21 protein-coding genes are annotated in these 23,398 nt (G+C 50.9%); 11 read left to right on the forward strand and 10 right to left on the reverse strand.

Annotated elements, in window-relative coordinates; genetic code table 11:
• The first annotated feature begins 192 nt into the window (after positions 1-192).
• Positions 193-1,029 carry a hypothetical protein gene (locus tag QNN88_RS10520; protein WP_414240171.1) on the forward strand — a complete coding sequence of 279 codons (837 nt, stop codon included), beginning with the start codon at positions 193-195 and terminating at the stop codon, positions 1,027-1,029.
• 36 nt (positions 1,030-1,065) lie between these two features.
• Here QNN88_RS10520 and QNN88_RS10525 read toward each other — a convergent pair whose 3' ends face one another.
• The 5 genes from QNN88_RS10525 to QNN88_RS10545 all read right to left on the reverse strand — a co-directional run bounded on the left by QNN88_RS10525 (position 1,066) and on the right by QNN88_RS10545 (position 4,645).
• Positions 1,066-1,467: a hypothetical protein gene (locus QNN88_RS10525; protein ID WP_193129001.1), complete on the reverse strand. Its 402-nt coding sequence runs from the start codon at positions 1,465-1,467 to the stop codon at positions 1,066-1,068.
• Positions 1,464-2,348, reverse strand: coding sequence for a ParA family protein (locus QNN88_RS10530; protein ID WP_414240172.1), 885 nt, complete (start codon positions 2,346-2,348; stop codon positions 1,464-1,466). Before QNN88_RS10530 ends, QNN88_RS10525 begins: the two co-directional genes overlap by 4 nt.
• A 121-nt stretch (positions 2,349-2,469) precedes the next feature.
• Positions 2,470-3,777: a hypothetical protein gene (locus tag QNN88_RS10535; protein WP_414240173.1), complete on the reverse strand. Its 1,308-nt coding sequence runs from the start codon at positions 3,775-3,777 to the stop codon at positions 2,470-2,472.
• Between the two features lie 120 nt (positions 3,778-3,897).
• On the reverse strand, positions 3,898-4,224 hold the full coding sequence (locus QNN88_RS10540; RefSeq protein ID WP_032652391.1) for a helix-turn-helix domain-containing protein: 327 nt from the start codon (positions 4,222-4,224) through the stop codon (positions 3,898-3,900).
• Between the two features lie 76 nt (positions 4,225-4,300).
• Positions 4,301-4,645: a helix-turn-helix domain-containing protein gene (locus tag QNN88_RS10545; protein ID WP_032652390.1), complete on the reverse strand. Its 345-nt coding sequence runs from the start codon at positions 4,643-4,645 to the stop codon at positions 4,301-4,303.
• A gap of 76 nt (positions 4,646-4,721) precedes the next feature.
• Between QNN88_RS10545 and QNN88_RS10550 the strand changes: the two genes are divergently transcribed.
• From QNN88_RS10550 to QNN88_RS10560, 3 genes are all read left to right on the forward strand, one after another.
• Positions 4,722-4,982: a helix-turn-helix domain-containing protein gene (locus tag QNN88_RS10550; RefSeq protein WP_414240174.1), complete on the forward strand. Its 261-nt coding sequence runs from the start codon at positions 4,722-4,724 to the stop codon at positions 4,980-4,982.
• A complete protein-coding gene (locus QNN88_RS10555; protein WP_414240175.1) occupies positions 4,979-5,716 on the forward strand; it encodes a Crp/Fnr family transcriptional regulator in 738 nt (245 codons plus the stop codon). The genes QNN88_RS10550 and QNN88_RS10555 overlap by 4 nt, the downstream gene beginning before the upstream one ends.
• 103 nt (positions 5,717-5,819) lie before the next feature.
• Positions 5,820-7,244 (forward strand): DNA cytosine methyltransferase, encoded by a 1,425-nt coding sequence (locus QNN88_RS10560; RefSeq protein WP_414240176.1) that lies wholly within the window; start codon positions 5,820-5,822, stop codon positions 7,242-7,244.
• Positions 7,245-7,293: 49 nt separating this feature from the next.
• Here the strand turns inward: QNN88_RS10560 and QNN88_RS10565 are convergent, their stop codons facing one another.
• The 5 genes from QNN88_RS10565 to QNN88_RS10585 form a co-directional block, all read right to left on the reverse strand.
• A complete protein-coding gene (locus QNN88_RS10565; protein WP_414240238.1) occupies positions 7,294-8,493 on the reverse strand; it encodes a type II restriction endonuclease in 1,200 nt (399 codons plus the stop codon).
• Positions 8,494-8,593: 100 nt separating this feature from the next.
• Positions 8,594-9,745: an anaerobic sulfatase maturase gene (locus QNN88_RS10570; RefSeq protein ID WP_414240177.1), complete on the reverse strand. Its 1,152-nt coding sequence runs from the start codon at positions 9,743-9,745 to the stop codon at positions 8,594-8,596.
• Positions 9,742-10,542, reverse strand: a complete 801-nt coding sequence (locus QNN88_RS10575; RefSeq protein ID WP_414240178.1) for a sulfite exporter TauE/SafE family protein — start codon at positions 10,540-10,542, stop codon at positions 9,742-9,744. The genes QNN88_RS10570 and QNN88_RS10575 overlap by 4 nt, the downstream gene beginning before the upstream one ends.
• 3 nt (positions 10,543-10,545) lie before the next feature.
• On the reverse strand, positions 10,546-11,838 hold the full coding sequence (locus QNN88_RS10580) for a sulfatase-like hydrolase/transferase (protein ID WP_414240179.1): 1,293 nt from the start codon (positions 11,836-11,838) through the stop codon (positions 10,546-10,548).
• 13 nt (positions 11,839-11,851) lie between these two features.
• A complete protein-coding gene (locus tag QNN88_RS10585; RefSeq protein WP_414240180.1) occupies positions 11,852-13,096 on the reverse strand; it encodes an oligosaccharide MFS transporter in 1,245 nt (414 codons plus the stop codon).
• Between the two features lie 274 nt (positions 13,097-13,370).
• Between QNN88_RS10585 and QNN88_RS10590 the strand changes: the two genes are divergently transcribed.
• From QNN88_RS10590 to QNN88_RS10620, 7 genes are all read left to right on the forward strand, one after another.
• A complete protein-coding gene (locus QNN88_RS10590) occupies positions 13,371-16,508 on the forward strand; it encodes an alpha-N-acetylglucosaminidase TIM-barrel domain-containing protein (protein ID WP_414240181.1) in 3,138 nt (1,045 codons plus the stop codon).
• A 63-nt stretch (positions 16,509-16,571) separates the two neighbouring features.
• Positions 16,572-17,579, forward strand: coding sequence for an OmpG family monomeric porin (locus QNN88_RS10595; protein ID WP_023202305.1), 1,008 nt, complete (start codon positions 16,572-16,574; stop codon positions 17,577-17,579).
• 15 nt (positions 17,580-17,594) lie between these two features.
• Complete coding sequence (locus QNN88_RS10600; protein WP_414240182.1) at positions 17,595-18,971, forward strand: glycoside hydrolase family 16 protein; 1,377 nt, start codon at positions 17,595-17,597, stop codon at positions 18,969-18,971.
• A 117-nt stretch (positions 18,972-19,088) separates the two neighbouring features.
• Complete coding sequence (locus tag QNN88_RS10605) at positions 19,089-20,024, forward strand: TIGR03756 family integrating conjugative element protein (RefSeq protein ID WP_414240183.1); 936 nt, start codon at positions 19,089-19,091, stop codon at positions 20,022-20,024.
• Between the two features lie 2 nt (positions 20,025-20,026).
• A complete protein-coding gene (locus QNN88_RS10610) occupies positions 20,027-21,394 on the forward strand; it encodes an integrating conjugative element protein (RefSeq protein WP_414240184.1) in 1,368 nt (455 codons plus the stop codon).
• Positions 21,391-21,648 (forward strand): hypothetical protein, encoded by a 258-nt coding sequence (locus QNN88_RS10615; protein ID WP_414240185.1) that lies wholly within the window; start codon positions 21,391-21,393, stop codon positions 21,646-21,648. Before QNN88_RS10610 ends, QNN88_RS10615 begins: the two co-directional genes overlap by 4 nt.
• On the forward strand, positions 21,645-23,126 hold the full coding sequence (locus tag QNN88_RS10620; RefSeq protein ID WP_414240186.1) for a conjugal transfer protein TraG N-terminal domain-containing protein: 1,482 nt from the start codon (positions 21,645-21,647) through the stop codon (positions 23,124-23,126). The genes QNN88_RS10615 and QNN88_RS10620 overlap by 4 nt, the downstream gene beginning before the upstream one ends.
• Positions 23,127-23,398 lie beyond the last annotated feature (272 nt).

Here is a 23,398-nt window from a genome sequence, read left to right on the forward strand (position 1 = left end):
AAACTTTAGCAGATCGCTTGGTAGGCAAGCGCTTTAAAACCGGGACTTCCCTAGTTTTACCTAGGGAAATGTTCTCTACCTGTCCCCCCCATAGTATACAGTAGTGGTGGAGGGGCCCGGGGTTGCTCTGTTATGATGAACATCTTCATCAATAATATACTTAGTCTACAACATAGACACAGAGATGTATATATGACAACACTATTTTCATGGACAGGTATAGATACGCATGGCCCAGCATCGATCTATATTGCTAGCGATAGCCGTATTTCATGGGGAGGAAATGCTACTTGGGACGTAGGCCGCAAAATATTTTCTTCAAGAAACCACCCCGAAATATTTGGTTATTGTGGGGCTGTAGCTTTTCCGATACAAGTACTTGGGCAATTAACTAACCTTATAGACGATGGGCTATTATTTGACGACTCTGACACTATAAAAATAAAAATAGAAAAGATTAAGTCTACGATTAAAAATAGCCTTATGGCAATGCCATCATGTCAAAGAGGAACTTGTGAGATATTATATGCAACTCGTATTAGTAATAGGATGAATTCATCCTTTCATGCAGCAATAATTAAAATAAGAACCGATGGTATTTATTCTGAAGAGTTTGTTCTTCCTGAAAAATCAGGGCTAATAGCGAGTTCTGGTAGTGGCAGCACTTCTTTAAAAAAATGGCATGATATTTGGGTAGGTAATCCTAGCCAAGATCCATTCCTATCTGGGAGAACTAGTCGAAATGTTTTTAGTGCATTTTGTGATTCGCTAGCATCTAAACAAGATACTTTTAGTGGAGGAGCTCCACAGCTCGTAGGAATTTATCGTGAAGGCGCAGCCAAAAATTTTGGAGTGATATATAATAACAAAAGATATCTTAATGGATTAGAGGTACCACCTTCGTGTGAATTAAACTCCATTGAATGGAGAAATGAATTATTTGAACGTTGCTGTGGTAACTCCATGAATGTTTTGGGAAAAGCTCAGCGGCAACCTAGATTAAAAGGATTATTAGATCCCTATTCATAACCAAATAAAATAGCCAGGCTTAGCTGGCTACTTTTATTAAGAGTGATGACCTTTAGCAACCCTACGGTACATGCCAATATCACTAATTTCACTAATAGTAAATTCTGTAAGATTTTTCTTCGCGGTACTACCAGGTCTTATCTCAAGTGTATATAATAGATCCAATAATTCCTTCCTACTATATTTTTGCTCAGAGAAATAACTTGATAAATCGTCTTTTGACATCTCCATCAACTCTTCAATTGACTTATGAGACATCTTTCTTGTTGCCAATATTATCTCTTCTATTATTTCAGCTCTTTTTAATTTACTTGAGTTTTTAGGTAAAAGCTCACTAAATGACTCTAACAACTCATTATTAGTCATCTCACTTTTATCTAATCCTGCCTTCGCACCATCAACACCAAGCCAGGATATCAATTTTTGGATGTCTATCATCGACAAATCCTCATAAACTCATTAGTCAAATTTCTAAACTGTGATGCCTGCTTATAGGCATTGTTAATCTGAACATCATACACTGAAATGCGCTCCGCCGCAGCTACTCGCAACCCATCCCCTTCAGTAACGTAATGTTCAAAGATGTCGCCAGCCTGCCTGAGTCGATTGTACTCCAATTGCTCCGTTTGTTTTAGCTCTTCTGCATACTCTCTTGCCATCATCCCCATTGCACCTGCGAACACCGTATCCCGATGAGAATCGCCAACGTTTAGAGCAGTTCTTAACATTGCAATATCATCATTAACATTTTTTATCTCACCAATGACTGTAGCCACACCGATAGATGATTGACGGTCTAATTTAACCGGGGATACACAATAATCAGATGCATATATTATAGACCTCATTACATCCGAAACTTCAGGGTGTGAATCTATAAGAATATAGTCATAATTACTTTCTATTGAAGAAAGTACAAATTTTATTGTTCTTAAATGCTGAAGAAGTGCCGCATTATTAGAACGTATATTATTTGTGCTTGGCAACTTATCAGTCGAAACAGTTGACAATCGAGGATCTGCAGGTATTACATCAATATTATTATCAAATTCTAAAATATCAATTTCCGAAGATTGCTCAGCCGCACTATACAGTTGCTGGTATTTATTAAATAAAGTAATCCCTTTAGGTGTATCATTCCCAAAATTCTCTATTAGCCTAGGAAAGAAACGACCAGTTATCCCACCTCGTTGATAATCTGCGTCTATAACCAAAACTTGCTTTTTATGATATCGACTTAATGCTTCTGCTATGTGATAACAAGATGTAGTTTTCCCAACACCACCTTTCTCACTAATGAAACCAACTATTACTGCCATTTAATCATTCCTTATATTTTTCCATTTTTGATTAAAAAAACAACAGATCACACTTGCTTGTCGATTAGTATAGCATCAGCATCCCCTCATAGTTCACCCGAAAAGCCATGTACCTGCCGGATTATCGCTTAGATCTCCGATTCATTACCCATTCTTTCGGCGTATTCCACTTAAGCAACCGCTCAACCGCCGTATCCTCCGACAAGAATTGGCGGGCAAGTTGCAGGCGTTCCACCATTTGTATTTTCTGTTGATCCTCAAGGCCAGCAGCATACAGTTCAGCTTCACGAAAAAACTGCTCTATACGCTTATCTTCTTCCCACTGCACCATAATCGCCTTTAGCTCGGTCAAGCTGGCGTTGCATGCTTCTTGTTCCCTTCTGAGCAGTTCCTTTTCCTGATATCTCTTCTCATCCAGTTCCCACTGAATCCGCCGTTTTTCAGCTTTGACTCTGGCCTCCTCCTGTTGCTTCTTAATCAACGGAACAGCATTACGCATCGCAGAAATGAGCTTCGGGATCTGGCTTATAAGGCCACATTGCTTTGTCTGTCGAAATTGCACCTGCCAGTTTGTTGACGAATACGGCGAGTAGAGCTGTAGCAGAAATCGCCCTGTAGGTAAGGCATGCCTAATGACGTAGCGAAATGGCTTATCATACTTTCCCCTTATCCAGCGGATCATCGTTTCATCGCGAATGTATCGACCATTAATTTCTTTTGCTGGAACATATTCTGTCATTTCAGCCAAACTAAAGCCGAACAGCTTATCTTCAATACAAATAATGCTGGCTGAACAAGGGCGCCATAAACTGTCATAGCGTAAACCTCCCTCTTTTGGATCTTCTTTGATATCGATGCCCTGACAATGAAGTCCTTCATTTCCTTCAGCTAACCTTACCCAATAACCTTGCTTTCCCAGTGCAGCAAAGAACCGACTCAGAAAATCGATAGCACTGTTGAATCCCGTTTCTGAAACATTCAGATCGAGTAGCTTCTTTTTCGTTGGTTTGTAGTAGCCGTCTTTTGTGACGGAAGAGACGGGAAGGTAAGTTTTGAGATCATCGATCAGTGAATAGCCACTACCCGCTTTCCTTGCTCGCTTTCGCGGTGCTGGCGCTGCTACTTTCGATGATATTTTTGTGGGAAGAGTAATGTCCTGGCTGGTTTTTCTGGGGGATTTTACTACCTTGCCACTCTTCAAATCAGGCAAAGCAGGCACCGCCGGTGCAGTTCCTTTCGCCAGCGCCTTCCAGTATCCGGCGAGCGGCCTCGGTATCCGTAATTCAGCGCATCGCTTTGCCAGTTGCTCTGTGCTGATGTTATAGAAAGAAGTAATACGCTCCTCAGGCTCGCGCCAGACAAGGTGATACAGCCCCTCCCTATCGTCAGGTAACGTTTGAGTTGTATTAGATTGCAGGCTCTCAGACATGGCATCCTCCCTTGCGGGAAAGATTATCAGAGAATCTGAATGACAGGTGATTGAATCAAATCACCTTTTTTGATGAAAAGATTGTAAGAATATAGTACCAATTCAGCGCTGGAAACCTACTTAGCTAACTATGCGGTGCCTCGCATAATCCATAAGCTCCTCCCGTTGTTTACTTGAAAATGACCAAAATATCAGCATTAAATCAGCTAAATCATCATCTTCGGCATAGAAATAAGCCAACGGAACACGTAAAACCTCTGATAACTTCTGCACAATCTCAGTATTGGGTTCATGTACTCCCTTTTCATACCGGTTGATGCGTGTACTCGCAACAAACTCATCTATACCTGCCGCAATCCCCAAACGTTTTTGAGAAAGCCCACTGGCTAACCGAGCCTGTTTCAAGCGTCGGCAGAAAATATCGTTGTAATAATTAGTCGTTTTCATAACTACGAGAATCGTAGTTTTTGCTTGCCGCAGATACTACGATTAACGTAGTATTGTTATATGACTAGAAAGAGGTTCAGGCATCTTCATCGGATGAAGTGCTTAGCATTTGCCGAGACATATCCAGTAATCGTAACTGCAAGTCTGATGAAAGCGTGGCGAAGTTGAGAATCAGTTCAGCAAGATTCTCATCCGAAGTGAACAGCCATGGTAGGGGGACATTCAACACATCAGCTATCCGTGCAGCGGTTTCCATATCGGGCTCATGAACACCTTTCTCGTAGCGATTGAAACGGGTACTTGCAACAGAAGGATCTACAGCCGCAGCAATCCCCACAGCAGTCTGAGAAATGTCTAAGCGCTGTCGAGCTTCTTTTAATCGACGGATGAAAACATCCCGTTGTCTGAGTTGTTTTTGCATAACTACGAGATTCGTAGTTTTTTAACGACTTAGATACTACGAAAAACGTAGCATCAGGATTAGAGAGGTAAACGGAATGATTAAAAAAGACTGGCACCCTGCCGACATCATCGCCGCCCTGCACAAACGCGGCACCAGCATGGCAGCGGTCTCGCGGGAAGCGGGGCTGGCCTCCTCAACGCTGGCGAATGCGCTTTCACGTCCCTGGCCGAAAGGCGAGTGGCTGATTGCCCGCGCACTCAACGTTCACCCTTCGGAAATCTGGCCCAGCCGTTACGAGGAAGAAGGCGAACAGAGGCAACCCAAAAATCCGCTCCCCGTCAGGTGCAGGTTATGACTGTTGCCGACACCAGCCTGAACAGCATTCCCCCGCCGGTTCCGATTCAGCAGGCGGCCATACCACCGCCAGCAGAAATGCCGTTTCTTTCTGCCCCGGTTCATAACCACACCGCTTTTCACTACACCCGATTTACCCGCCACGCCCTGCTGCGCCCTATCGCCCGTGAAACGGGAAGTCGAATCTACCTTCAGGAACAACCCACCTGTGGTTTCTGGTATCTGAACCATGGCGTCATTGGCCTGCACCACACATTAAAAAATGGCAAAGAGCTGCTGGTCCGCGCCTGCCAGCAAGGTGAATGGTTTGGTTATCTGGGGTTGTTTGGTACGGAGTTCTATCACTGCCATGCCTGCGTTTTGCAGACCGCATCGCTGTGCCACGTCATTCCTCATTCCAACAGCGAGTTCCTGCGTCATTATCCGCAGTTTGCTCATTTCCTGTTAAACCAAGTAGTGGCGAATCTGTCCGATGCGGAGCATCGCATGACCTGGATCACCCGCTATCGCACCCGCCACCGGGTACTGAGCAGCCTCTGGTATCTAACGAGTTATTTTCCCGGCTATGACTGGACGTGGCGTGAAGTGGCAGAATTTGCCGGATGCGAGACAGAAACTGCATTACGGTTCAGCAAAGAACTAAGGCTGGCCGGAATACTGGATGACTCACAGCGTCGCCTGCACGTATGTCACCCAGAACAACTGGCAACACTATTGGCTGGCTCTCATAATTAGCACGCTCTGTTGGACACATATACTGATCAAATATCCAGAACAAATCGTTTAATCTGGGTCAAATGAGTGATATATTTTCACCCATAAACCCCTAGGAGGCGTTATGTCTGAATTCGATTTATTTGCGCAGGAACTGCTCGAAAAAGCAGAAGCTGAAGAAAAACAACAACAAGAGCGCGACAGGAAGCTGATTGATCGGGTACTTGAAATTTACGACCAGAAGTATGTCGCAGAACTGCTAAGAAAAATAGGTAAAAATGAGTGGAGCCGCGAAACCCTTAACCGCTGGATAAATGGCAAGTGTGAGCCAAAATCGCTTACCATGGCTGAAGAAGCGCTGTTACGGAAAATGCTGCCAGAGCAACCCGCTCATCATCCTGACTATGATTTCCGCTTTATTGACCTGTTTGCCGGTATTGGTGGTATCCGTAAAGGATTCGAGGCCATCGGCGGGCAATGCGTTTTTACCAGCGAATGGAATAAAGAAGCGGTACGTACCTACAAAGCAAACTGGTATAACGATGAAGACGCGCACACATTCAATCTGGATATCCGCGAAGTCACGCTAAGCGGTGAAGAAGGCATCTCAGAAGAGAAAGCCTACGCTCATATCGATCAACACATCCCGGATCATGACGTCCTGCTGGCCGGTTTTCCCTGCCAGCCATTCAGTCTGGCTGGGGTGAGTAAGAAAAATTCTCTCGGACGCGCACATGGGTTCGAATGTGAAGCCCAAGGGACTCTATTTTTCGATGTTGCCCGCATAATCAAGGCTAAGCAGCCAGCCATTTTTGTGCTGGAAAACGTTAAGAACCTTAAGAGTCATGATAAGGGTAAAACGTTTAAAGTCATTATGGATACCCTTGATGAATTAGGCTATGAAGTCGCTGATGCCAGTATCACAGGGAAAGATGATCCTAAAATTATTGATGGTAAAAATTTCCTGCCACAACATCGTGAACGTATTGTTCTGGTTGGATTCCGCCGAAACCTTAATATCCATCAGGGATTCACATTAAAGAATATTCATAAATTCTACCCTGAGAAAAGACCCACATTTGGTCAGCTTCTGGACCCTGCGGTTGACAGTAAATATATCCTGAGCCCTAAGTTATGGGAATATCTCTATAACTATGCTAAAAAGCATGCTGCCAAAGGTAATGGGTTCGGTTTTGGTCTGGTTGATCCGAATAATGAAAACAGCGTCGCGAGAACATTATCCGCTCGTTACCATAAAGATGGCTCTGAAATTCTCATCGACAGAGGATGGGATAAAGAACTCGGCGAAATCGATTTCTCTAATCCAGAGAATCAGGAACAAAGGCCAAGAAGACTGACGCCTCATGAGTGCGCCAGACTGATGGGTTTTGAACAACCCGGTGGCAAACCATTCCGGATCCCCGTTTCCGATACTCAGGCCTATCGCCAGTTTGGGAACTCAGTGGTTGTTCCCGTTTTCGAAGCCGTGGCAAAACTGCTTCAGCCTTATATTATGAAAGCCGCTGCAAGCAAGGCGACCAAAAAATAATATAAATAGCTCCCCCGGTATTTATCCGGGGGAAACTGATTCAAATTATTTAATCGACATACAATGATTTAGTTTCATCGATAAATGTTTCTAACGAAATAAGATATTCCCGGATAGCTTTCGGGTACTTATCATGAAGACTACTGGGCACAACCAACCTGACCCTTTCCTGCTGCATCTCCTGGAATTGAGCAACAGAAACACCTTCCTGAAGGGTAAAAAGATAAATATCCTGAATCCTGTCTGCCTCATTTAATATCTGCCGCCAGCGATCTTTACAGGTCGTTTTTACCGCTAACATACGCAACTTCTGCTCTGGAAAAGCTTCATCGTGATAAGCTTGCGCAGAGGGGAATAAAAAATCTGGCTTCTTATTTCCTTCCGTGACGGCCTGAGTCTCAAAAGTTGTCAGTCCGTGCTCATTAAAAAGCTGTTCAAGATGCAGCTCCAGTGATTTCCCGGCTCGTGATTTTCGTCTGTTACTCACGGAGTTCGCCAGTGCAATAAATTCATTTACTGAACCAAACCCAGACTGAACCGTACCCAGAACGTGCATTTCTTCCACCAGCAGGAAAATTTCATATTCAACGCGACGGCGTTCAATCAGTTGCTTATCCGGGCCAACAACATTTGGGGAATAGTGAGCTGCTGCATACTCAATAATCTCCTTACCAGAGGGGAAATTCGTTCTCCACTCTGCTGGGAGGCGATACGCACCGGTAACCGGCTCTTTTAAAGCCAGGCCACCCAGAATCTTATTTGCAGGACCATAGACCAACGATCCGGGAACAATTTCTCCAAGTGATGACTCAACAATATCTTCTTCTTCAGCGTCATGACACACCCAGATATCAACGAATTGACTATCTGCTCCCTGACGATGATCAAACGCCAATAAGGCCAGCGCCCCCGTGTTTTCAGGGTCTTGCAGAGGATTCTTTCCTCCTCCCCATCGGGTGATACGCTTTTCATTTCGGGTCTTACCAAAAAAACGGCCATTGTAATAAACGGCCCTGGCCTCGGTGTCCGGGCAACTGTGCGAGGAGGTATGTGCATTCAGCGTCACGGACGGGTTAAGATCCCTTGTATGATTAATTGAAGGGAAAAGATGCTCAACAATACCAGAAGGTATGTAAATGCCAACCTGATGCCCGCCCGTCGCACCAGTATCGTTGGCTGACAGGCGCTTGATGAACATATAGGTGTCACTGGTTGACTTATCTAAAAGCCATGAATGTAGCCCCGACATCATCACTTCCTCGCTGTAAAAATATCGCTGATTTATGCAGGGTTATCCTGCCACAGCTGCGTCTCTCTGAATATGCAGTTTTATGTTAAAAAATAAGATATTACTTCTTCAGACTATCTATCGCCGTCATCACTCTGGCCGGAGACTGCTGCACACGAATCTGCTGCGCCATATAGGTCATGTATGGATCCATATGGCTGAAGATCATGCGATATCCGGCACAAAGATGATTCAATCGATCGTTTACCCGATGCTTTGGACAACCACCCTGGCAGGCAAAGCGCCACGGACAACGATGGCAATCATCCGGGAGCTGTGCTTTCTGCTGGCCGAACCGCCGTTGTGCTTTACCCACAACCAACTTTTCCAGTGGCTGCTGTAGCAGATTACCCAGCCGGTGTTCTGCATCCACATAGTGATCGCAACTGTAAATATCGCCGTTCTGCTCAACTACCAGTCCGCGTCCACAGGTAGGCTGCATCACACACAGCGCCGGACTTTCACCCAGCCACGCCGCCAGCGTGTTATCAAAAAGCTGAACGAATACCCGCCCGACATCATGACGTACCCACTCATCAAAGATGGCGATAATAAACCGCCCGTAATCCTCTCCCGTCACGGACCAGGGCAACAACCCGCATTCGGCGTCATACTCCACCACCGGAATAAACTGGATAAATTCAGCCCCCACTTCACGCGTCAGAAAACGGTAAATTTCCAGTGGAGCTTGTGCCGTCACGTTGTTCACTACGGTCAGGATATTGACATCCACACCGTGACGATTCAGACAGTCCAGCGCCACCATCACCTGCTCAAACACAGGCTTACCGCTGCCCGTCTTGCGGTAATAGTTATGCAGATGCGCCGGGCCATCCAGCGATATGCCTACCAGAAACCGGTGCTGAGCCAGAAATGCCGCCCATTCGTTGTTAATCAGCACGCCGTTGGTCTGGAGGCTGTTGGTAACATGCTTATCCCCGGAATAGCTCTGCTGGAGCACCACGGCCCGGCGATAAAAATCAAGCCCGGCCAGCGTAGGCTCGCCGCCCTGCCAGGTAAAGTTCACCTCCGGGCCGGACGATGCCGCGATGTGCTGGCGAATATACATTTCCAGCACCTTATCGGACATATGCCGCTGTCCGCAGGTATCACGCAGCACGCCCTGCCCTTTAGCCAGATAAAAGCAGTAATCGCAGGCCAGATTGCAGCGCCAGCCCGCAGGCTTCGCCATCAGATGAAAAGCGTGTCTCATAGCGTCACCAGAATCAACGTGGCAATCATCAGCAATACCCCGGAGAAAACGCGCTGTAGCCAGCATTCAGGTAGCAGAGTGCGCAACCTCATGCTGATCGGCTGAAACGCCAGCGTGCAGAGAAAGATCACGGCCACAATAGCCATATTGACGTAACCAAACTGCATCGCCGGTGGCAATGCACCGGTATCCGGTGCCGTGCGATACAGATAGCTGACGACCGTTCCGGCGCTGCCGAACAGCATCATCCAGTTGCAGTACACCGCGATGTGCTGACGTGGGATCCCGGAGAGCTGCGACATCAGCGGCGCGAGCACGGAACCACCGCCCAGCCCGGTTAACCCAGCCACAGCACCTCCAGCGGTACACAGCAGCATCCCGGTACTGCGCGTCCGGTTATCCGGTTGTACGTTTTCCTGGGTTGTCTGGTGAGAATATCCACAGCGTAATGCCAACCCTACCAGCACCAGTGCAAACAGCATCAGCAGCACCTTATCCGACAGCAAAAAGCTGGCGTACACGCCCGCCTGCATTCCCGTCGCCATCCCCAGCGACCAGAGTACCAGCAGCCGCGTATTCAACCGGATCCCTTGTCGCCAGAAGGCGCAGACGTTAATCAACGCACTCAGCATCACCACCGTCAGGGAGGTCGCGGCCAACACCTGCACAGCGCATTGCGGAAACAACAAATGCAGCACCGGCACGAGCAGGATACTGCCCCCGACGCCGAACAGCGCCGAGAGCAGGCTGGTTGCCATACCACAGCCGCAGAGTGCGGTAATCATCCATGCAGTCATCACTTACTCCACCGGAACAATGACGGGCAGATCTTCACCAATCGCCGTCATTTTACGGCCAATATCCTGACGTAATTTATCGCGGATACGCGCATGTTCAGGGCTGGCAATCAAGTTCTGGCGCTCCCACGGGTCGTTCAGCAGATCATACAGCTGGCTCTCCACGTAAATCATCGCGGCAGACTCATTCCACGGATCGCTGCCGGGCGCGACAATTTCATATTTCCAGCGCGTGGTGCGCAGCGCCCGCCCGACTTCCGACTCACTAATCTGGATCAGCACCTCCTCGTCCCAGTACTCGGTATCGAGTGCGATTTGCAGATCACGCCCCACCATCGCATCCGGAACTGTTATGCCTGCGGCGCTCAGCATCGTGACCGGAATATCCAGCAGTGTTACCAGGTGCTCCACCGTTTTGCCGCCGCTGAACGGCCCGCCCCGCGCCACGCAGGGGATGCGAATACTGGACTCATGACACGAGCGTTTATATTCATCATTACGGGTACGGAAGTGACAGCCGTGATCGCTGAAGAACAGGATAATGGTGTTGTCGTATTTGCCGCTGGTCTTCAGGTAATCGACGATACGCCCGAGGTTTTCATCCAGGTTCTGGCACATGCCGTAATAATCAGGAAGGTTCTGCGGCCAGTCGCCTGGGCGGTTAATCAGATCCGGCGGCACCGCTGCGGTCTGGAAGCGTTCGGCATAGCCATCCGGGGCGACAAAACGCGCCATATCGTTCTGGAAGTGCGGCTCTAGGTAAGAGAGAAACAGCAGGAATGGGTTATCCCGCTGGCGATTTTTCAGGTAATCGAGCGCGAACGTAGTTTGGTCATCCACCCGGTAGCCATCGAAATGCACCGGCTGGTTATCGTTATCGAAAAAGTGACCGCCGTAAGGGTGCGATGTATGTTCCAGCGCATCTGCCGCCAGCCAGTATTGCCAGCCACCGCGCAGTGCTTCCGGCACAGGTTTTTCATCCAGATCTGCCAGGTGCCACTTCCCGATATAGGCAGTGTCATATCCCGCCTGATTGAACAGTTTCGCCAGCGTCACCTCATCCTGTCGCATGGCGATATTATTGCGATAACAGCCGTTCTGCGTAGGGTAACGCCCGGTTTGCAGGCACGAACGCGCCGGGCCGCAAACCGGCTGGACGGTAAAGGCGTTTTCGAACTTCACGCCCTCGCGGGCAAGCTGGTCCAGCACCGGGGTTGTACTGACGGCAGGGTTGTAGCAGCCCACCGTGTCCCAGCGCTGTTGATCGGTGAAAAAGACCAGAATATTCGGTTGCATAATGTTCTCTCCATTAGAGTGTGGCAGGCGCGCAGGCATCTGCCGTTTTCTGGCGTGGGGTTGAAGTCAGCAGGAAAGCGGACAGCAGAGTGAAGGCGGCTGTAATACTGCCAAGGATCAGATAGGTGTTATGAAAGCCGATGGTGTCGTACAGATGGCCTGCAACTGTAGATAAAACAATGGCGGCGGATTGCTTGATAAACATCACGCCCACCAGATAGATGGTCCCAGACAGACGGGTATCAAAAACGTCAGTGATATATTTGAAAATACCAATTAACAGGAAAGGCACTTCAAAATTATGCAGCATACGTAAGAAGAGCACTTCAATCGGCCCGGTAGCAAAGGACGAACCAACGATCCGAATCGTCATAATGGTACCGGTAATTAATAATGCATTCTTGCTACCAATATATTTATTAATCAGCAGTGGAATAAAAAACATCACAGCGGCATCGCCAAGATTCCCGGCTGTAGTGATATATCCGAACGCTCTCGCTGCCTGTTCCTGATGGTCAAAGAAACGGGTAAAGAAATTAATAAACTGCTGGTCGAAGACATCATAAATACAGGCCACACCTAATACATATAATGTGAAATACCAGAACCGGCGGAGTTTAAACAACTCCCACACGCTGACCTTCTGCTGGCGGACTTGTTCCGCTTCAATGCCCGGCAACGGCTCAGAACGGGCAACCAGCAGGATCACCACCAGCAGTAAAGCCAGCGTCGACCCGATCCAGTAAATCCATGTTGGATCGAAACCATACAGAATGCCGGAAATGGTCGCGCAGGCTGCCGATCCGAAGCAGCCAAACAGCCGGGGGCGACCATACTCAAAGCCCCGATTACGGCTGACTTTCTCGACAAAGGCTTCCACCGAGCCATAGCCTGCGTGGAAGATAAATCCCAGATACAGCCCGCCCACCACCAGCCCAATCGCAAAGTGGCTTTGCAGCAGCGGGGTGTACACGTAAATAAAGAACGGCGCGAAGAGCACCATCAGGATAACAATCAGCCACAGTAAGTGTTTTTTCGGCCCCAGCTTATCCGTTACCCAGCCCAGCAGTGGTTGCAGACAAATAGCCGCCACGGCGAAGGAAGAAAACACCATACCAATATGCGTTTTATCCAGCCCCACCATCCGGGTTAGCCACATGGGTAAAAACAAGAAGCAGGAAGACCAGTTGTAGTAATAGAACAGGAAAAAGAATCCCCAGAGGATCACATTCCATTTTGTATCGCGTTGAATAGCCATAATGCCCTCAGAGTCGGAATATCATCAGATTCAGAATAAAGAGCACCTAAAAACCTGCTTATAACCGTTGTCATAACGCCACAGGAAATTAGCGTGAACGGATACACAGTTTATGGCTGATTTATTTATTCGCAGCGGCAAACTCTTTTTCCGCATGGAACAAATGAAGTGAAGCGGATCATAAATAACGGACTGTCGTATATGATAATGGTCATAAGCCTCCCGTTTGTTTCCTGTCATCGTTTTTTGAATTTCAACAAACAGGATGGCAAGTATGAAAAAAACAACCGGATGGCTCTCTTTACTGGCGCTGTCAATTTCTCTGGTCTGCCACCAGGCGGCGGCAAGCAGTCGCTTACCTGCATCGGCAATTCGCGTAATGGATGCGCAGGGTAATAATGTCAGTCAACCTCTGCTGGACAATAATCCGGCAACCCAATGGCAGTCAAAGCTGGATTACAATCGCTGGCTGGAGATGGACTTAAAAGGCACGTACCAGCTTAGCGAGCTACAGCTCTCTACCCCAGCGCGCTTCGACGTCTACAGCAGCGATGATGGCGTTACTTACCGCAAAATCGCCTCCGCAAAGACTGGCAAACCGAACGACCGACTGCCGCTTAACGTTCGCGCCAGCCGTCTGCGCATCAACATCACCGACTATTCGGCGGGTACAAAGGGCGTAGTCAACGATATCTCTCTGATGGGGGATAAAATCAGCGATACCGCGCCGACGCCGCCTGCAATTCAGGTCGCCGATTACGCATCCACCGAGTGGGCAAAACGCCATGAGCGCCGTCAGAACATGACGTATCGCCAGCAGGAAGTCATCAGCGAAGCGCAGGCACTGGTTGAGCGGGTGCTCGGCGCACAGTACCAGAACCGCTTTATCTTCGCGGTTGCGCCCTCCACCACCGGCAAAGACAGCTTCACCGTAAAAGCAACTGACGGCAAAATCAGCATCAGCGGACCAAACGGTATTTCGCTGGCCTCCGGGCTGAACTGGTATCTGAAAAATTATCTGCACGTTAATTACGACCCGCTGAATGTGTCCAATCTGGCGATACCGACAGACTGGCCGATGCCGCAGGGCGTGACGGAAAAAGCGACGCCGTATCAGTACAAGTATGCCCTTAACTTCTGCACGCCGTCCTACACCATGGCGTTCTGGCGCTGGCACGATTACGAGAAATTCCTCGACTGGGCGGCAATGAACGGCGTCAACCTGATGCTGGATGTTGTCGGTCAGGAAGAGGTCCAACGGCGGATGCTGAACCAGTTCGGCTACAGCGATAATGATGTGCGCCAGTACCTCCCCGGCCCGGCCTACTTCGGTTGGATCTACATGGCGAATATGCAGAGCTTCGGCGGCCCGCTGCCGCAGAGCTGGTTTGCCCAGCGCACCGAGCTGGCACGTAAAATCCACGACAGGATGGAAGTGTATGGCATCACGCCGGTCTTCCCCGGTTTTGCCGGGCAGGTACCGGATACTTTCGCCGCCAAAAACCCACAGGCGCAGGTGATCGATCAGGGCGACTGGGTTGGCTTTGTCCGCCCACCGATGCTGCGTACCTACGTTAAGCAGGGCGAGGACTATTTCAGCAAAGTCGCCGACGTTTATTATCAGACGCTGAAAACCACCTTCGGCGATATCAGCCACTACTACGCCGTCGATCCGTTCCATGAGGGTGGCAACCGCGCCGATCTGGACATGGTGAAAGTGGCGCAGACCGTGCAAAACAAGATGCTGGAGCACGACAAAAATGCGGTATGGATTATCCAGAACTGGCAGGAAAACCCCACCGACGATTTCCTGAATGGCCTGAAGAAGGATCACGCGCTAATCCTCGATCTCTACGCCGATAACAAGCCCAACCATAAGATCCGCCACGAGTTCAGCAACACGCCATGGATCTGGAACATGCTACATGCCTTCGGTGGCCGCATGGGCTTCTCCGGGATGCCGGAAGTACTGGCGCAGGAGATCCCGCAATCGCTGGCAGAGTCGAAGTACATGAAAGGTGTCGGCGTCACCGCTGAATCGCTCGGCACCAACCCGATGCTGTACGAAATGCTCTATGACATGGCATGGGAAAAATCCCCCATCTCTTCAACGGCGTATATCCACAGTTGGCTCACCAGCCGCTACGGCGCGCAGTCGCCGGAGATTGAACAGGCGTGGGATATCATGGTGAAAACCGCCTACCACCGCCGCAAAGACCGCCAACGGGCTGAAGATTCGATCATTGACGCCAAACCGGGCTTCGGCGTCACCCGCGCCTGCACCTACTACACCGCGCTTATCGACTATGACAAGGCCGAATTTGAAAAAATCCTGCCGCTCTACCTGAGCGTTTACGACCGCTTCAAGGCTAACCCGGCGTATCAGCACGATCTGGTGGATATCACCCGTCAGGTGCTAGCTAACGCCTCGTATGAATATTACCGCGCCTTTGAAGATGCGTGGATGGCGAAGGATTACAGCACTTTCAATCAGCTTTCCGGCAAGTTCCTGCGTCTTATCAAGCTTCAGGACAAAGTCCTGAGCACCCGCCCGGAATTTATGCTCGGTACCTGGATCAACAGCGCCCGCACGATGCTGGATGGCATGGACGACTGGACCCGCGACCAATTCGAGTTTAACGCCCGGGTGATGGTCACTACCTGGGGAACCGAGCAGGCCGCCGACGCCGGGCTGCGCGATTACTCTAACCGCCAGTGGCAGGGGCTGACCGGTGACTTCTACTACCAGCGCTGGGCAACCTGGATTCAGGCGCTGAAGAGCGCGGCGGCGACCGGGCAGAAGCAGGATGCTATCAAGGTCAATTGGTTCCCGCTGGAATATCGCTGGGTTAACCAGAGTGGCAATGGCTACCCGACGCAACCTTCCGGGCGCGATATCCGCCAACTGGCTCAGCAGGTGCTGGCAGAGTTCTCCGTCACCAGCGAAGACTTACGTCCATACCGGGAAAGTAAGGATAAGCGCAATCTGGCGCTGAATAAGCCAGTCTTTACCCATGGCGATATTATCAACGCCGAATTCTCGACCGAACGCGTGGTGGACGGACAGCCCTCAACGCTTTGGGGCAATAAAACCTGGCCTGCGGATCTGATTATCGATCTTCAGGGCGTACAGAAGGTAGACGGTATCGAGCTGGAGTTTGAGCAGACGGCGGAGGATATGCGAAATCCGGTAGTCTCCGGCTGGACGGTAGAAATTCAGGACGCACAGGGTAACTGGCGCACCATTCAGGATAAATCAAAAGACTTCTCGCAAAAGCAGGTCGTCAATGCGGTGCCGTACAAAGGCAAAGCGCAGAAAGTCAGGGTCACGCTGACCGGCGCAGATTTCAAACTGCGCCCGGATCTGAAGCCACAGCTGGCAGAAATCCGCGTGCTGGCGGCAACCCAATAACCCCATCCTGATGCCCCGGAGAATGCCCGTTCTGCGGCATTCTCCCTTTCTGCGAGAAACTTTATGAACAGAAATACCCTGCTCTGCGCCCTGCCGTTACTGGCTTCCGGCATCGGTCTACCTGTGATGGCGGCAGATATTGATACCGATGATATTCAGCAAAAGGTCGATACCGGCCTTAATCAACAGCCAGTATCAAAGCCCTGGAAAATCCGCGCGGGCCTGCTGATTGAAACCGAAAACAAAGAAGGGCAGTCGTTTGATAAAGACGGCTTTTTTGAACCCACCCTGTGGATGGATTTTTCCCGCGATCGCTGGACGTTTTACGGTTCCTATTATCAGGAAACCCACGGCACCAATTACAGCGATGGATTCAGCCGCGACAACTGGTTTAACCAATACGAATTTGACGCCCGCTATCTGATGGTAGACCAAAAAGATCTGGCGCTGGGCATGACCTTCCACTTCAGAAATTACACCTTCATCTATCAGGATAACCCGGAAAAAACGCAGTCCGGCGGCTATAACTCCCAGCGCTGGTCGTTCCAGCCGGACTGGCGAATTAACTTCACCGATAAATTCAAATCCACCGGCTGGGTGACGGTCTACAACTGGTACAACAATCTGCATGAAAATGGTCTTGCGAATCGGGAATTAAAAGGCGAAGGCGGCTTCGAATACCGCTTTAACCCGACCATCGCGGTGCGGCTGAATTACTTTATCGACCGGGGCTGGAATACCAACAGCGACGACCAGACCGGTGAGTTCTGCCGCTCGCAGCTGCGCCCTTATATTCCAATCACCTTCTCACTGTTTGACGCAGGCCCCACCACCATCACCCCTTATGGGCGCTGGACGCTGGATGTCTGGTCGCAAAATGCCTCACGCAATCAACGGATGCATACCACGGAAACCCGCACCGGCATCTTTATCGAGCAAAAGCTGTCGCCCCATCTCTCCATGACGCTGGATTACGCCTATGAAGTGCAGGCCCGGCATGATTTATCTCCCGGCGATAAGCCTGTTGTGAAGTTCCACAAAACCGGCCTCGGTTTTATCTATAGCTTCTGAAAAAGGATTACCATCATGAGTACACCAATATTACCGTTCCTGCCCGATAACGCAGACTGGATCTATCAACCCGATCTCAGCGACGAATTTAACGGTCCGGACCTTGACCCGCGCTGGTGCCCATATTACCAGGCAAGCTGGGGCGACCTGGATGCCTCCCGCGCCCGCTACCGCTTTATTACTGAATCAGACGGCACCGTCAGTCTGGAACTGTACGTCGATAATGCCGGGCAGGGATACTGGCAACCATGGCGCGCCAGCAACAATACTTACAAGGTGGCAGGTATCACCGGCGGCGCACGGGATTATATGAATATGTGGCCGAGCGGCGGTTTTCCTATTACCAACCATGTACCTTACTACGATGGTTTTGCCACCCGTTACGGCTACTTTGAAATTCGCACCCGCTTTCTGAGCGGCAGTGGGCTGGCACCAGCTTTCTGGTTCCTGGGGATGCAGGATGCGGTGTACACCGAAAATATGGAGGTCGATTCACCGGAAGTCTTCACCCTAGAGAACGTCGTTAAGTTTAATCTGCTGCCTCGACAAGGAGAGGCGAGCCAGTCGCTGGTGACAGCTTATGGTGAGGGCGCTACGCTACCGGATCTGGATGATGGCTACCATATTTACGGCCTAGAATGGGATCCTGAATATCTGAAGCTCTATATTGACGGACAACTGGTTTCCACCATTGAGTCAACAATCGACTACCGCATGTTCCCGCTGATTTCCCTCAATCACCATGAGACCAATAACGCCGAAGTGGGCAATATCTACGATAACGATCCACCGCTGCCCAACGATGAGACGTTTACCATCGATTATTACCGGGTCTTTAAAAAAGCGGATACACCCGCCGACCCGTGGCCTAATTATCAGAACCCGCTGCTGCCCGGATACAATATTGCCGAACGCGCCTTTATTAATATCTATGGCTATGACGGCGATAACTCCACCTCACGGGAAGGCAAGCTCAACGATGGAGATCACTTCAGCATCGCGGACACCTATCCGAAAGGTAGCGGCACCGAAGAGGAGAATGAGCGTTGGTATAACGACCAGTTCCGCTATATCTATATTGAATGGCATCAGCCGGTGGACTTCGACACGCTGATCCTCTATGCCACACTGGCACAATCCACCGCGCCGCAGAATATCCGTATTGAAGTTTCCGCCGACGGCTACGGTGACTGGATCGTTGTGAAGCCAGATTTCGATCTGGACTGGCAGACGGACGATCCGGGTATTGCTGAAGGGCTGAAAATTACGCTGGATACGCCATTGCAGCAGAATCAACACGCCCGTATCGTCATCAATACCGCGCCGGAAAGCTACGCTTTGAGCGAAATTGAAATCGGCACACAAATTAACGCCACTACCCGCTTTAAATAATTCTCCACGGCGGCATCCCTGCCGCCGTTAATTTTCCCATCTGGATATTGAGTTTCGACGGGAAAACCTTCATAGAGTGCGATAAACCCACGGCATCCGTCTCATCCGGAGTGCCATATGTTTGTTCGCCGCGCTGCCCTATTCTTACTCATCTCGCTAACTGTGCCTGCCGCGCAGGCCATCACCACGCCGGAAATCGCCGCCTCCGCATTGTCGCCGGAATGCGTGCAGTACCAGATCGTGGGCGTCTGCTACTGGCTGTTCTGTTCGCCGTTTGGTTGCTCGGTACGTACATCGGTGAAAGTACGCCATTTTCGCCCGGATCTAGTGGTTTCAGCCTACAGTGTAACCGGGCAAAACCCGTGGGCTGAGATGTCGCCGTTAAGCTCGCCGCTGCCTGGTATCGCTGAAACCGGTGGTGATACCAATCCCCGCGCTGTCGGCCAGCACAGCAAAGTCCGCTTCAAGAACGCCGATGCAATAGGCTTTCCTGCCGGTGATGCATTGGCAAATTTCTTCTCTCAGTTTGGCTACGTCTGCGCCCCGTCATCACAGCCTCTTCTCCCCTACTTTCTCAGCACCCTGGATACGCTCGCCTGGCGCAGCGGTGTACCGGAAATGTTTTACCCGGAGGCATTAACGCCCGGACTGCGCGAAGTGAGTAAAGACGGCGATATGTGGGGCAATGTCTACCCGCGAGCCGGGGGGCTCAGCCAGACGCATGACTATAAGGCCGGAGCGGTCATCGCCCAACGCTCTGCCGATCTAGTAACGCGCAGTGGTCAGCCGCATGTTTATATTCCGCTGACCGCCTCTTCACACGATGGCTACTGGCCTCCGAATCCTGTTAAGGAAGGCGACAGCAATAACCACCAGTGGCAGATGCTGGTTCCTAAAAAATCTGCCTCATGCGCCATCTTCCCGGATGGTTCCACCACTGACTCTTACGCCGATAAACTGGCAGAAGATGGCGCATATGTCTGGACGCTGTGGCGGCCCTATAAATGCTGCCCGCGTCGTGGGCAGACCTTTCTTGGCAGCAGTGGAGGTTAACTATGCGCTCAGCCTGGTGTCTTCTGTTCGTCGCCTTTCTCACCCCGGCAGCCGATAAATATCAATACAAACAACAGGGGGCGATCAGCGACTGGATGTATTACCGCATCGGCGGCGGTGCGGCCATTCCCCCTTCAGCAACCCGGCGTAACACCTTCCCGCTGACGGCAGGCGTAAGCTGGAACAGCGATATGATGTGCGGTAATTTCGATATCGATACCACGGTACGCAACCAACTCAACGGTATGACGGACGGGTTCCAGCAACTGATGGGCGAGGTTATCGAAAGCGCGACCAGCGCGGTCGCCAGCCTGCCTGCGATGGTGATCCAGCGAGCCAATCCCCAGCTCTACGATCTGCTAACCAACGGTGTGCTTCAGGGACGCCTCGACTTCGATAAGTCACTGTTAAGCTGCCAGAAGATGGCAGGCAAGATGACCGATTATGCGCTCGGTCCGGCATGGACGCAGAGCGCTCAGGCGGAGAACTATCAGGGAATTGCGGCCAGCGAAAAAGACGCCGTTCGCGCCGACCAGAGAGCGGCCGAAGAAGCGGCAGAGAAAGGCAAACGCTGGGTTGGTGGCGAACATCGCGGCGGTAAAGGCCAGCCGCCCATCAAACTGGTTCGCGATACGACGGTCGCAGGCTACAACATCCTCAATAATCGCAGCGCAACAAGCACCAGTTCGGTATCCAGCAACGACTGCCAGGGTAAGTTGTGTCAGGTCTGGAGCAAACCCGACGACGCCGCACAATGGCTGACGCGGGTAGTTGGCGAACAGACCATTAACGTCGCCCCGGACAACGATCAGTCTGGCGACACTGACCAGCAAAGCGGCGCACAATCCGGTGTCGGACTGACGCTGCTGATTCAGGAAGAGCAGGATAAGATCCAGCCGCTGATTATCGATATGGTGAACCGCAGCCAGCCCGTTAACGATGACACACTGGCGCAAGCCAGCGGCGGCGAACTGCATCTGACACGCGGCGTCATTGAAGCTCTGCGCGACGATCCTGATGCAGCGGTACTTATCCAGCGGCTCTCCGGCGAACTGGCACTTTCCCGCGTGATGGAACAGGCGCTGATGGCCCGGCGCACGCTGCTGGCTGGGATGCGCGAACCTAATATTTCCGGTGAAAAGGAGGCGCAAACCGCACTGACCCAGACCATCGCCCAGCTCGACCAGGAACTGTCACAGCTTAAGCTGGAACTGGATATGCGCCAGTCGCTGGCAGATAACGCCGCGCTCACCATCCTTGAACGCCAGACAACGCGAGCGAAGACCAAAGGCCAGGCTGTCGGCGTAGAAGACGACACAGACAAACGGGTGGACGATCTCAGCAAACCCACTGACGGGGATACGCAATGAAACGGCTGATGCTCTCCGGCACCCTGCTGCTAATCTGCATGGCAGTGATGTTTTATCTATCATCAGGTAACGCACCGCAGATTAACCGCAGCGATCTGCTGCTCTGGCGTATAACGCTGTACGCTGCAATGTCCGGTGTGGGCTGGCGTCTGTACGATCGCTTCCCTCCGTATCGCCCGGCCATCCGCCGTATCGCGCTATGGTTTATCGTACTGATCGCACTCAATGAGATTGTGCCGGAGGTGTTCCGGTGACAACCAACAGCTATCTGGAATACTTTCTGACGCTGCTCGGCTGGGTGGTCAATAACGGACTGTGGAACGCGATCAGCGCCACCGGGTTGTTCGCCCTGCCGCTGCTGATTAAATTGCTGGCGCTGTGGTTACAGGCCAGAAGCCAGGGAGCGGATGAAGGCAACAAAGCCGCGCTCTCTCTGCTCTGGACCGAGCACCTGATGTACACCTCGTTGCTGGTCATTATGTTCACCTGCGTGCCAATGTTGAACATCGACCTCGATACCATCAAATATGACACCACGCGCTCAAAGCAGTGCGGCATGTCGGTGCCACAGCCCGCCGATACCGGCTATCAACCGATTATAAACTCGCTGGGCGGTAAAACCGCCGCCGTCCCGGTCTGGTGGTACTTTATTCATATGATCAGCAAAGGCATCACCAGCGCAACGGTTGCCACCCTGCCCTGCCAGCCAGACCTGCGTCAGATCCGCTTTGAGGTGCAGCACACCCGAATCAAGGATCCAGCGTTGGCACAGGAATTGCGGGATTTTGTCGAGGAGTGTTATGCCCCTTCCCGCGCCCGCCTGAAATTCCGCGCCGGAGAGCTGGACGATGACACCAGTGACGATACGGCCTGGCTGGGATCATCTTATTTTCTCAACACGGCGGGTTACTACGATACCGACCATGCGCTTTCACCACATAGCGACTGGTCGTATAGCGCATCACGCGATGCCGGGCTGGCCGATACAGGCGCGGGCGGCTACCCCACCTGCAAACAGTGGTGGGCCAACGACACTGTTGGGCTGAAGGCCCGACTCCTGCAACTCCCGGCCCCGGATATCTGGACGGCATTTAAAAAGATCGGCCAATCGCAGGCAGTATATGAAGAGGCCGTGCTGCGCTCGCTGGTCAGTGAACGCAATATGCAGGTATCGCAGGATGGACGTGTCTACCCCGGCTACGGCGGTAATGTCGATGGCACTGTCGCCAATGCCGCCACCCGGCTGGCATCCAGCGCCGGAAATATCCTCGGCAGCATAGCGGCGTTCCCGGCGTTCGACAGCGTGCGCCAGGCACTACCGATGGTACAGGCGCTACTGCAAATGGCGCTAGTGATCTGTATTCCGCTGGTAACGCTCTGCTCGGCGTGGGACGTGAAGGTGGTAATGACGCTGACATTTGTGCAGTTCGCGCTGTTCTTCCTCACCTTCTGGTGGGAACTGGCGCGGTGGCTCGATAGCTGGCTGCTGGATGTACTCTACAACAGCGATACCCACAGTAGCTGGAATCTGGCCGGGATACAGAATACGCAGGATGACGTGATTATCAATCTGGTGATGGGATCGATGTTTCTGGTGCTGCCGACGTTCTGGCTAGGTGCTATGACCTGGGCAGGAGTGAGGGTTGGCGTGGCGGTGAACGGGGCGCTGGCGGGTGGGGTTAAGGTGGCGCAGGATAGCGGGGGGAAAGCTGGGGGGATTATTGGAAGGTGAATTGCCAAATTTACGCCCGATGCACACACAAAATGTATTGAAATATCTCTTTTAATTGAAAAACAGATTCTATATTTTATAGACTAGGACTGTTCCAAATATCTGTAACACCTTATTTTTAATGATCTTCACATAAGTCTCAATTATTTTAGTTAATTTACAGCCAGCTAATTAACTTCTTGATATATATGCATTAACATCGTTGAATGTCGGCAGTATATACACTGGTGGGCGGATTATTTTAAAGTTAATCGCAACATAGGGATTGCGAC

Origin of the sequence: Citrobacter sp. ANG330 (assembly GCF_047467925.1) — a bacterium.
GTDB classification, from domain to species: Bacteria; Pseudomonadota; Gammaproteobacteria; order Enterobacterales; family Enterobacteriaceae; genus Citrobacter_A; species Citrobacter_A amalonaticus_G.

Bases quoted from the DNA above. Each gene is read 5' to 3' on its own strand.
- QNN88_RS10520 (WP_414240171.1), top strand. From the start codon at position 193: ATGACAACACTATTTTCATGGACAGGTATAGATACGCATGGCCCAGCA.
- QNN88_RS10525 (WP_193129001.1), bottom strand. From the start codon at position 1,467: ATGATAGACATCCAAAAATTGATATCCTGGCTTGGTGTTGATGGTGCG.
- QNN88_RS10530 (WP_414240172.1), bottom strand. From the start codon at position 2,348: ATGGCAGTAATAGTTGGTTTCATTAGTGAGAAAGGTGGTGTTGGGAAA.
- QNN88_RS10535 (WP_414240173.1), bottom strand. From the start codon at position 3,777: ATGTCTGAGAGCCTGCAATCTAATACAACTCAAACGTTACCTGACGAT.
- QNN88_RS10540 (WP_032652391.1), bottom strand. From the start codon at position 4,224: ATGAAAACGACTAATTATTACAACGATATTTTCTGCCGACGCTTGAAA.
- QNN88_RS10545 (WP_032652390.1), bottom strand. From the start codon at position 4,645: ATGCAAAAACAACTCAGACAACGGGATGTTTTCATCCGTCGATTAAAA.
- QNN88_RS10550 (WP_414240174.1), top strand. From the start codon at position 4,722: ATGATTAAAAAAGACTGGCACCCTGCCGACATCATCGCCGCCCTGCAC.
- QNN88_RS10555 (WP_414240175.1), top strand. From the start codon at position 4,979: ATGACTGTTGCCGACACCAGCCTGAACAGCATTCCCCCGCCGGTTCCG.
- QNN88_RS10560 (WP_414240176.1), top strand. From the start codon at position 5,820: ATGTCTGAATTCGATTTATTTGCGCAGGAACTGCTCGAAAAAGCAGAA.
- QNN88_RS10565 (WP_414240238.1), bottom strand. From the start codon at position 8,493: ATGTCGGGGCTACATTCATGGCTTTTAGATAAGTCAACCAGTGACACC.
- QNN88_RS10570 (WP_414240177.1), bottom strand. From the start codon at position 9,745: ATGAGACACGCTTTTCATCTGATGGCGAAGCCTGCGGGCTGGCGCTGC.
- QNN88_RS10575 (WP_414240178.1), bottom strand. From the start codon at position 10,542: ATGACTGCATGGATGATTACCGCACTCTGCGGCTGTGGTATGGCAACC.
- QNN88_RS10580 (WP_414240179.1), bottom strand. From the start codon at position 11,838: ATGCAACCGAATATTCTGGTCTTTTTCACCGATCAACAGCGCTGGGAC.
- QNN88_RS10585 (WP_414240180.1), bottom strand. From the start codon at position 13,096: ATGGCTATTCAACGCGATACAAAATGGAATGTGATCCTCTGGGGATTC.
- QNN88_RS10590 (WP_414240181.1), top strand. From the start codon at position 13,371: ATGAAAAAAACAACCGGATGGCTCTCTTTACTGGCGCTGTCAATTTCT.
- QNN88_RS10595 (WP_023202305.1), top strand. From the start codon at position 16,572: ATGAACAGAAATACCCTGCTCTGCGCCCTGCCGTTACTGGCTTCCGGC.
- QNN88_RS10600 (WP_414240182.1), top strand. From the start codon at position 17,595: ATGAGTACACCAATATTACCGTTCCTGCCCGATAACGCAGACTGGATC.
- QNN88_RS10605 (WP_414240183.1), top strand. From the start codon at position 19,089: ATGTTTGTTCGCCGCGCTGCCCTATTCTTACTCATCTCGCTAACTGTG.
- QNN88_RS10610 (WP_414240184.1), top strand. From the start codon at position 20,027: ATGCGCTCAGCCTGGTGTCTTCTGTTCGTCGCCTTTCTCACCCCGGCA.
- QNN88_RS10615 (WP_414240185.1), top strand. From the start codon at position 21,391: ATGAAACGGCTGATGCTCTCCGGCACCCTGCTGCTAATCTGCATGGCA.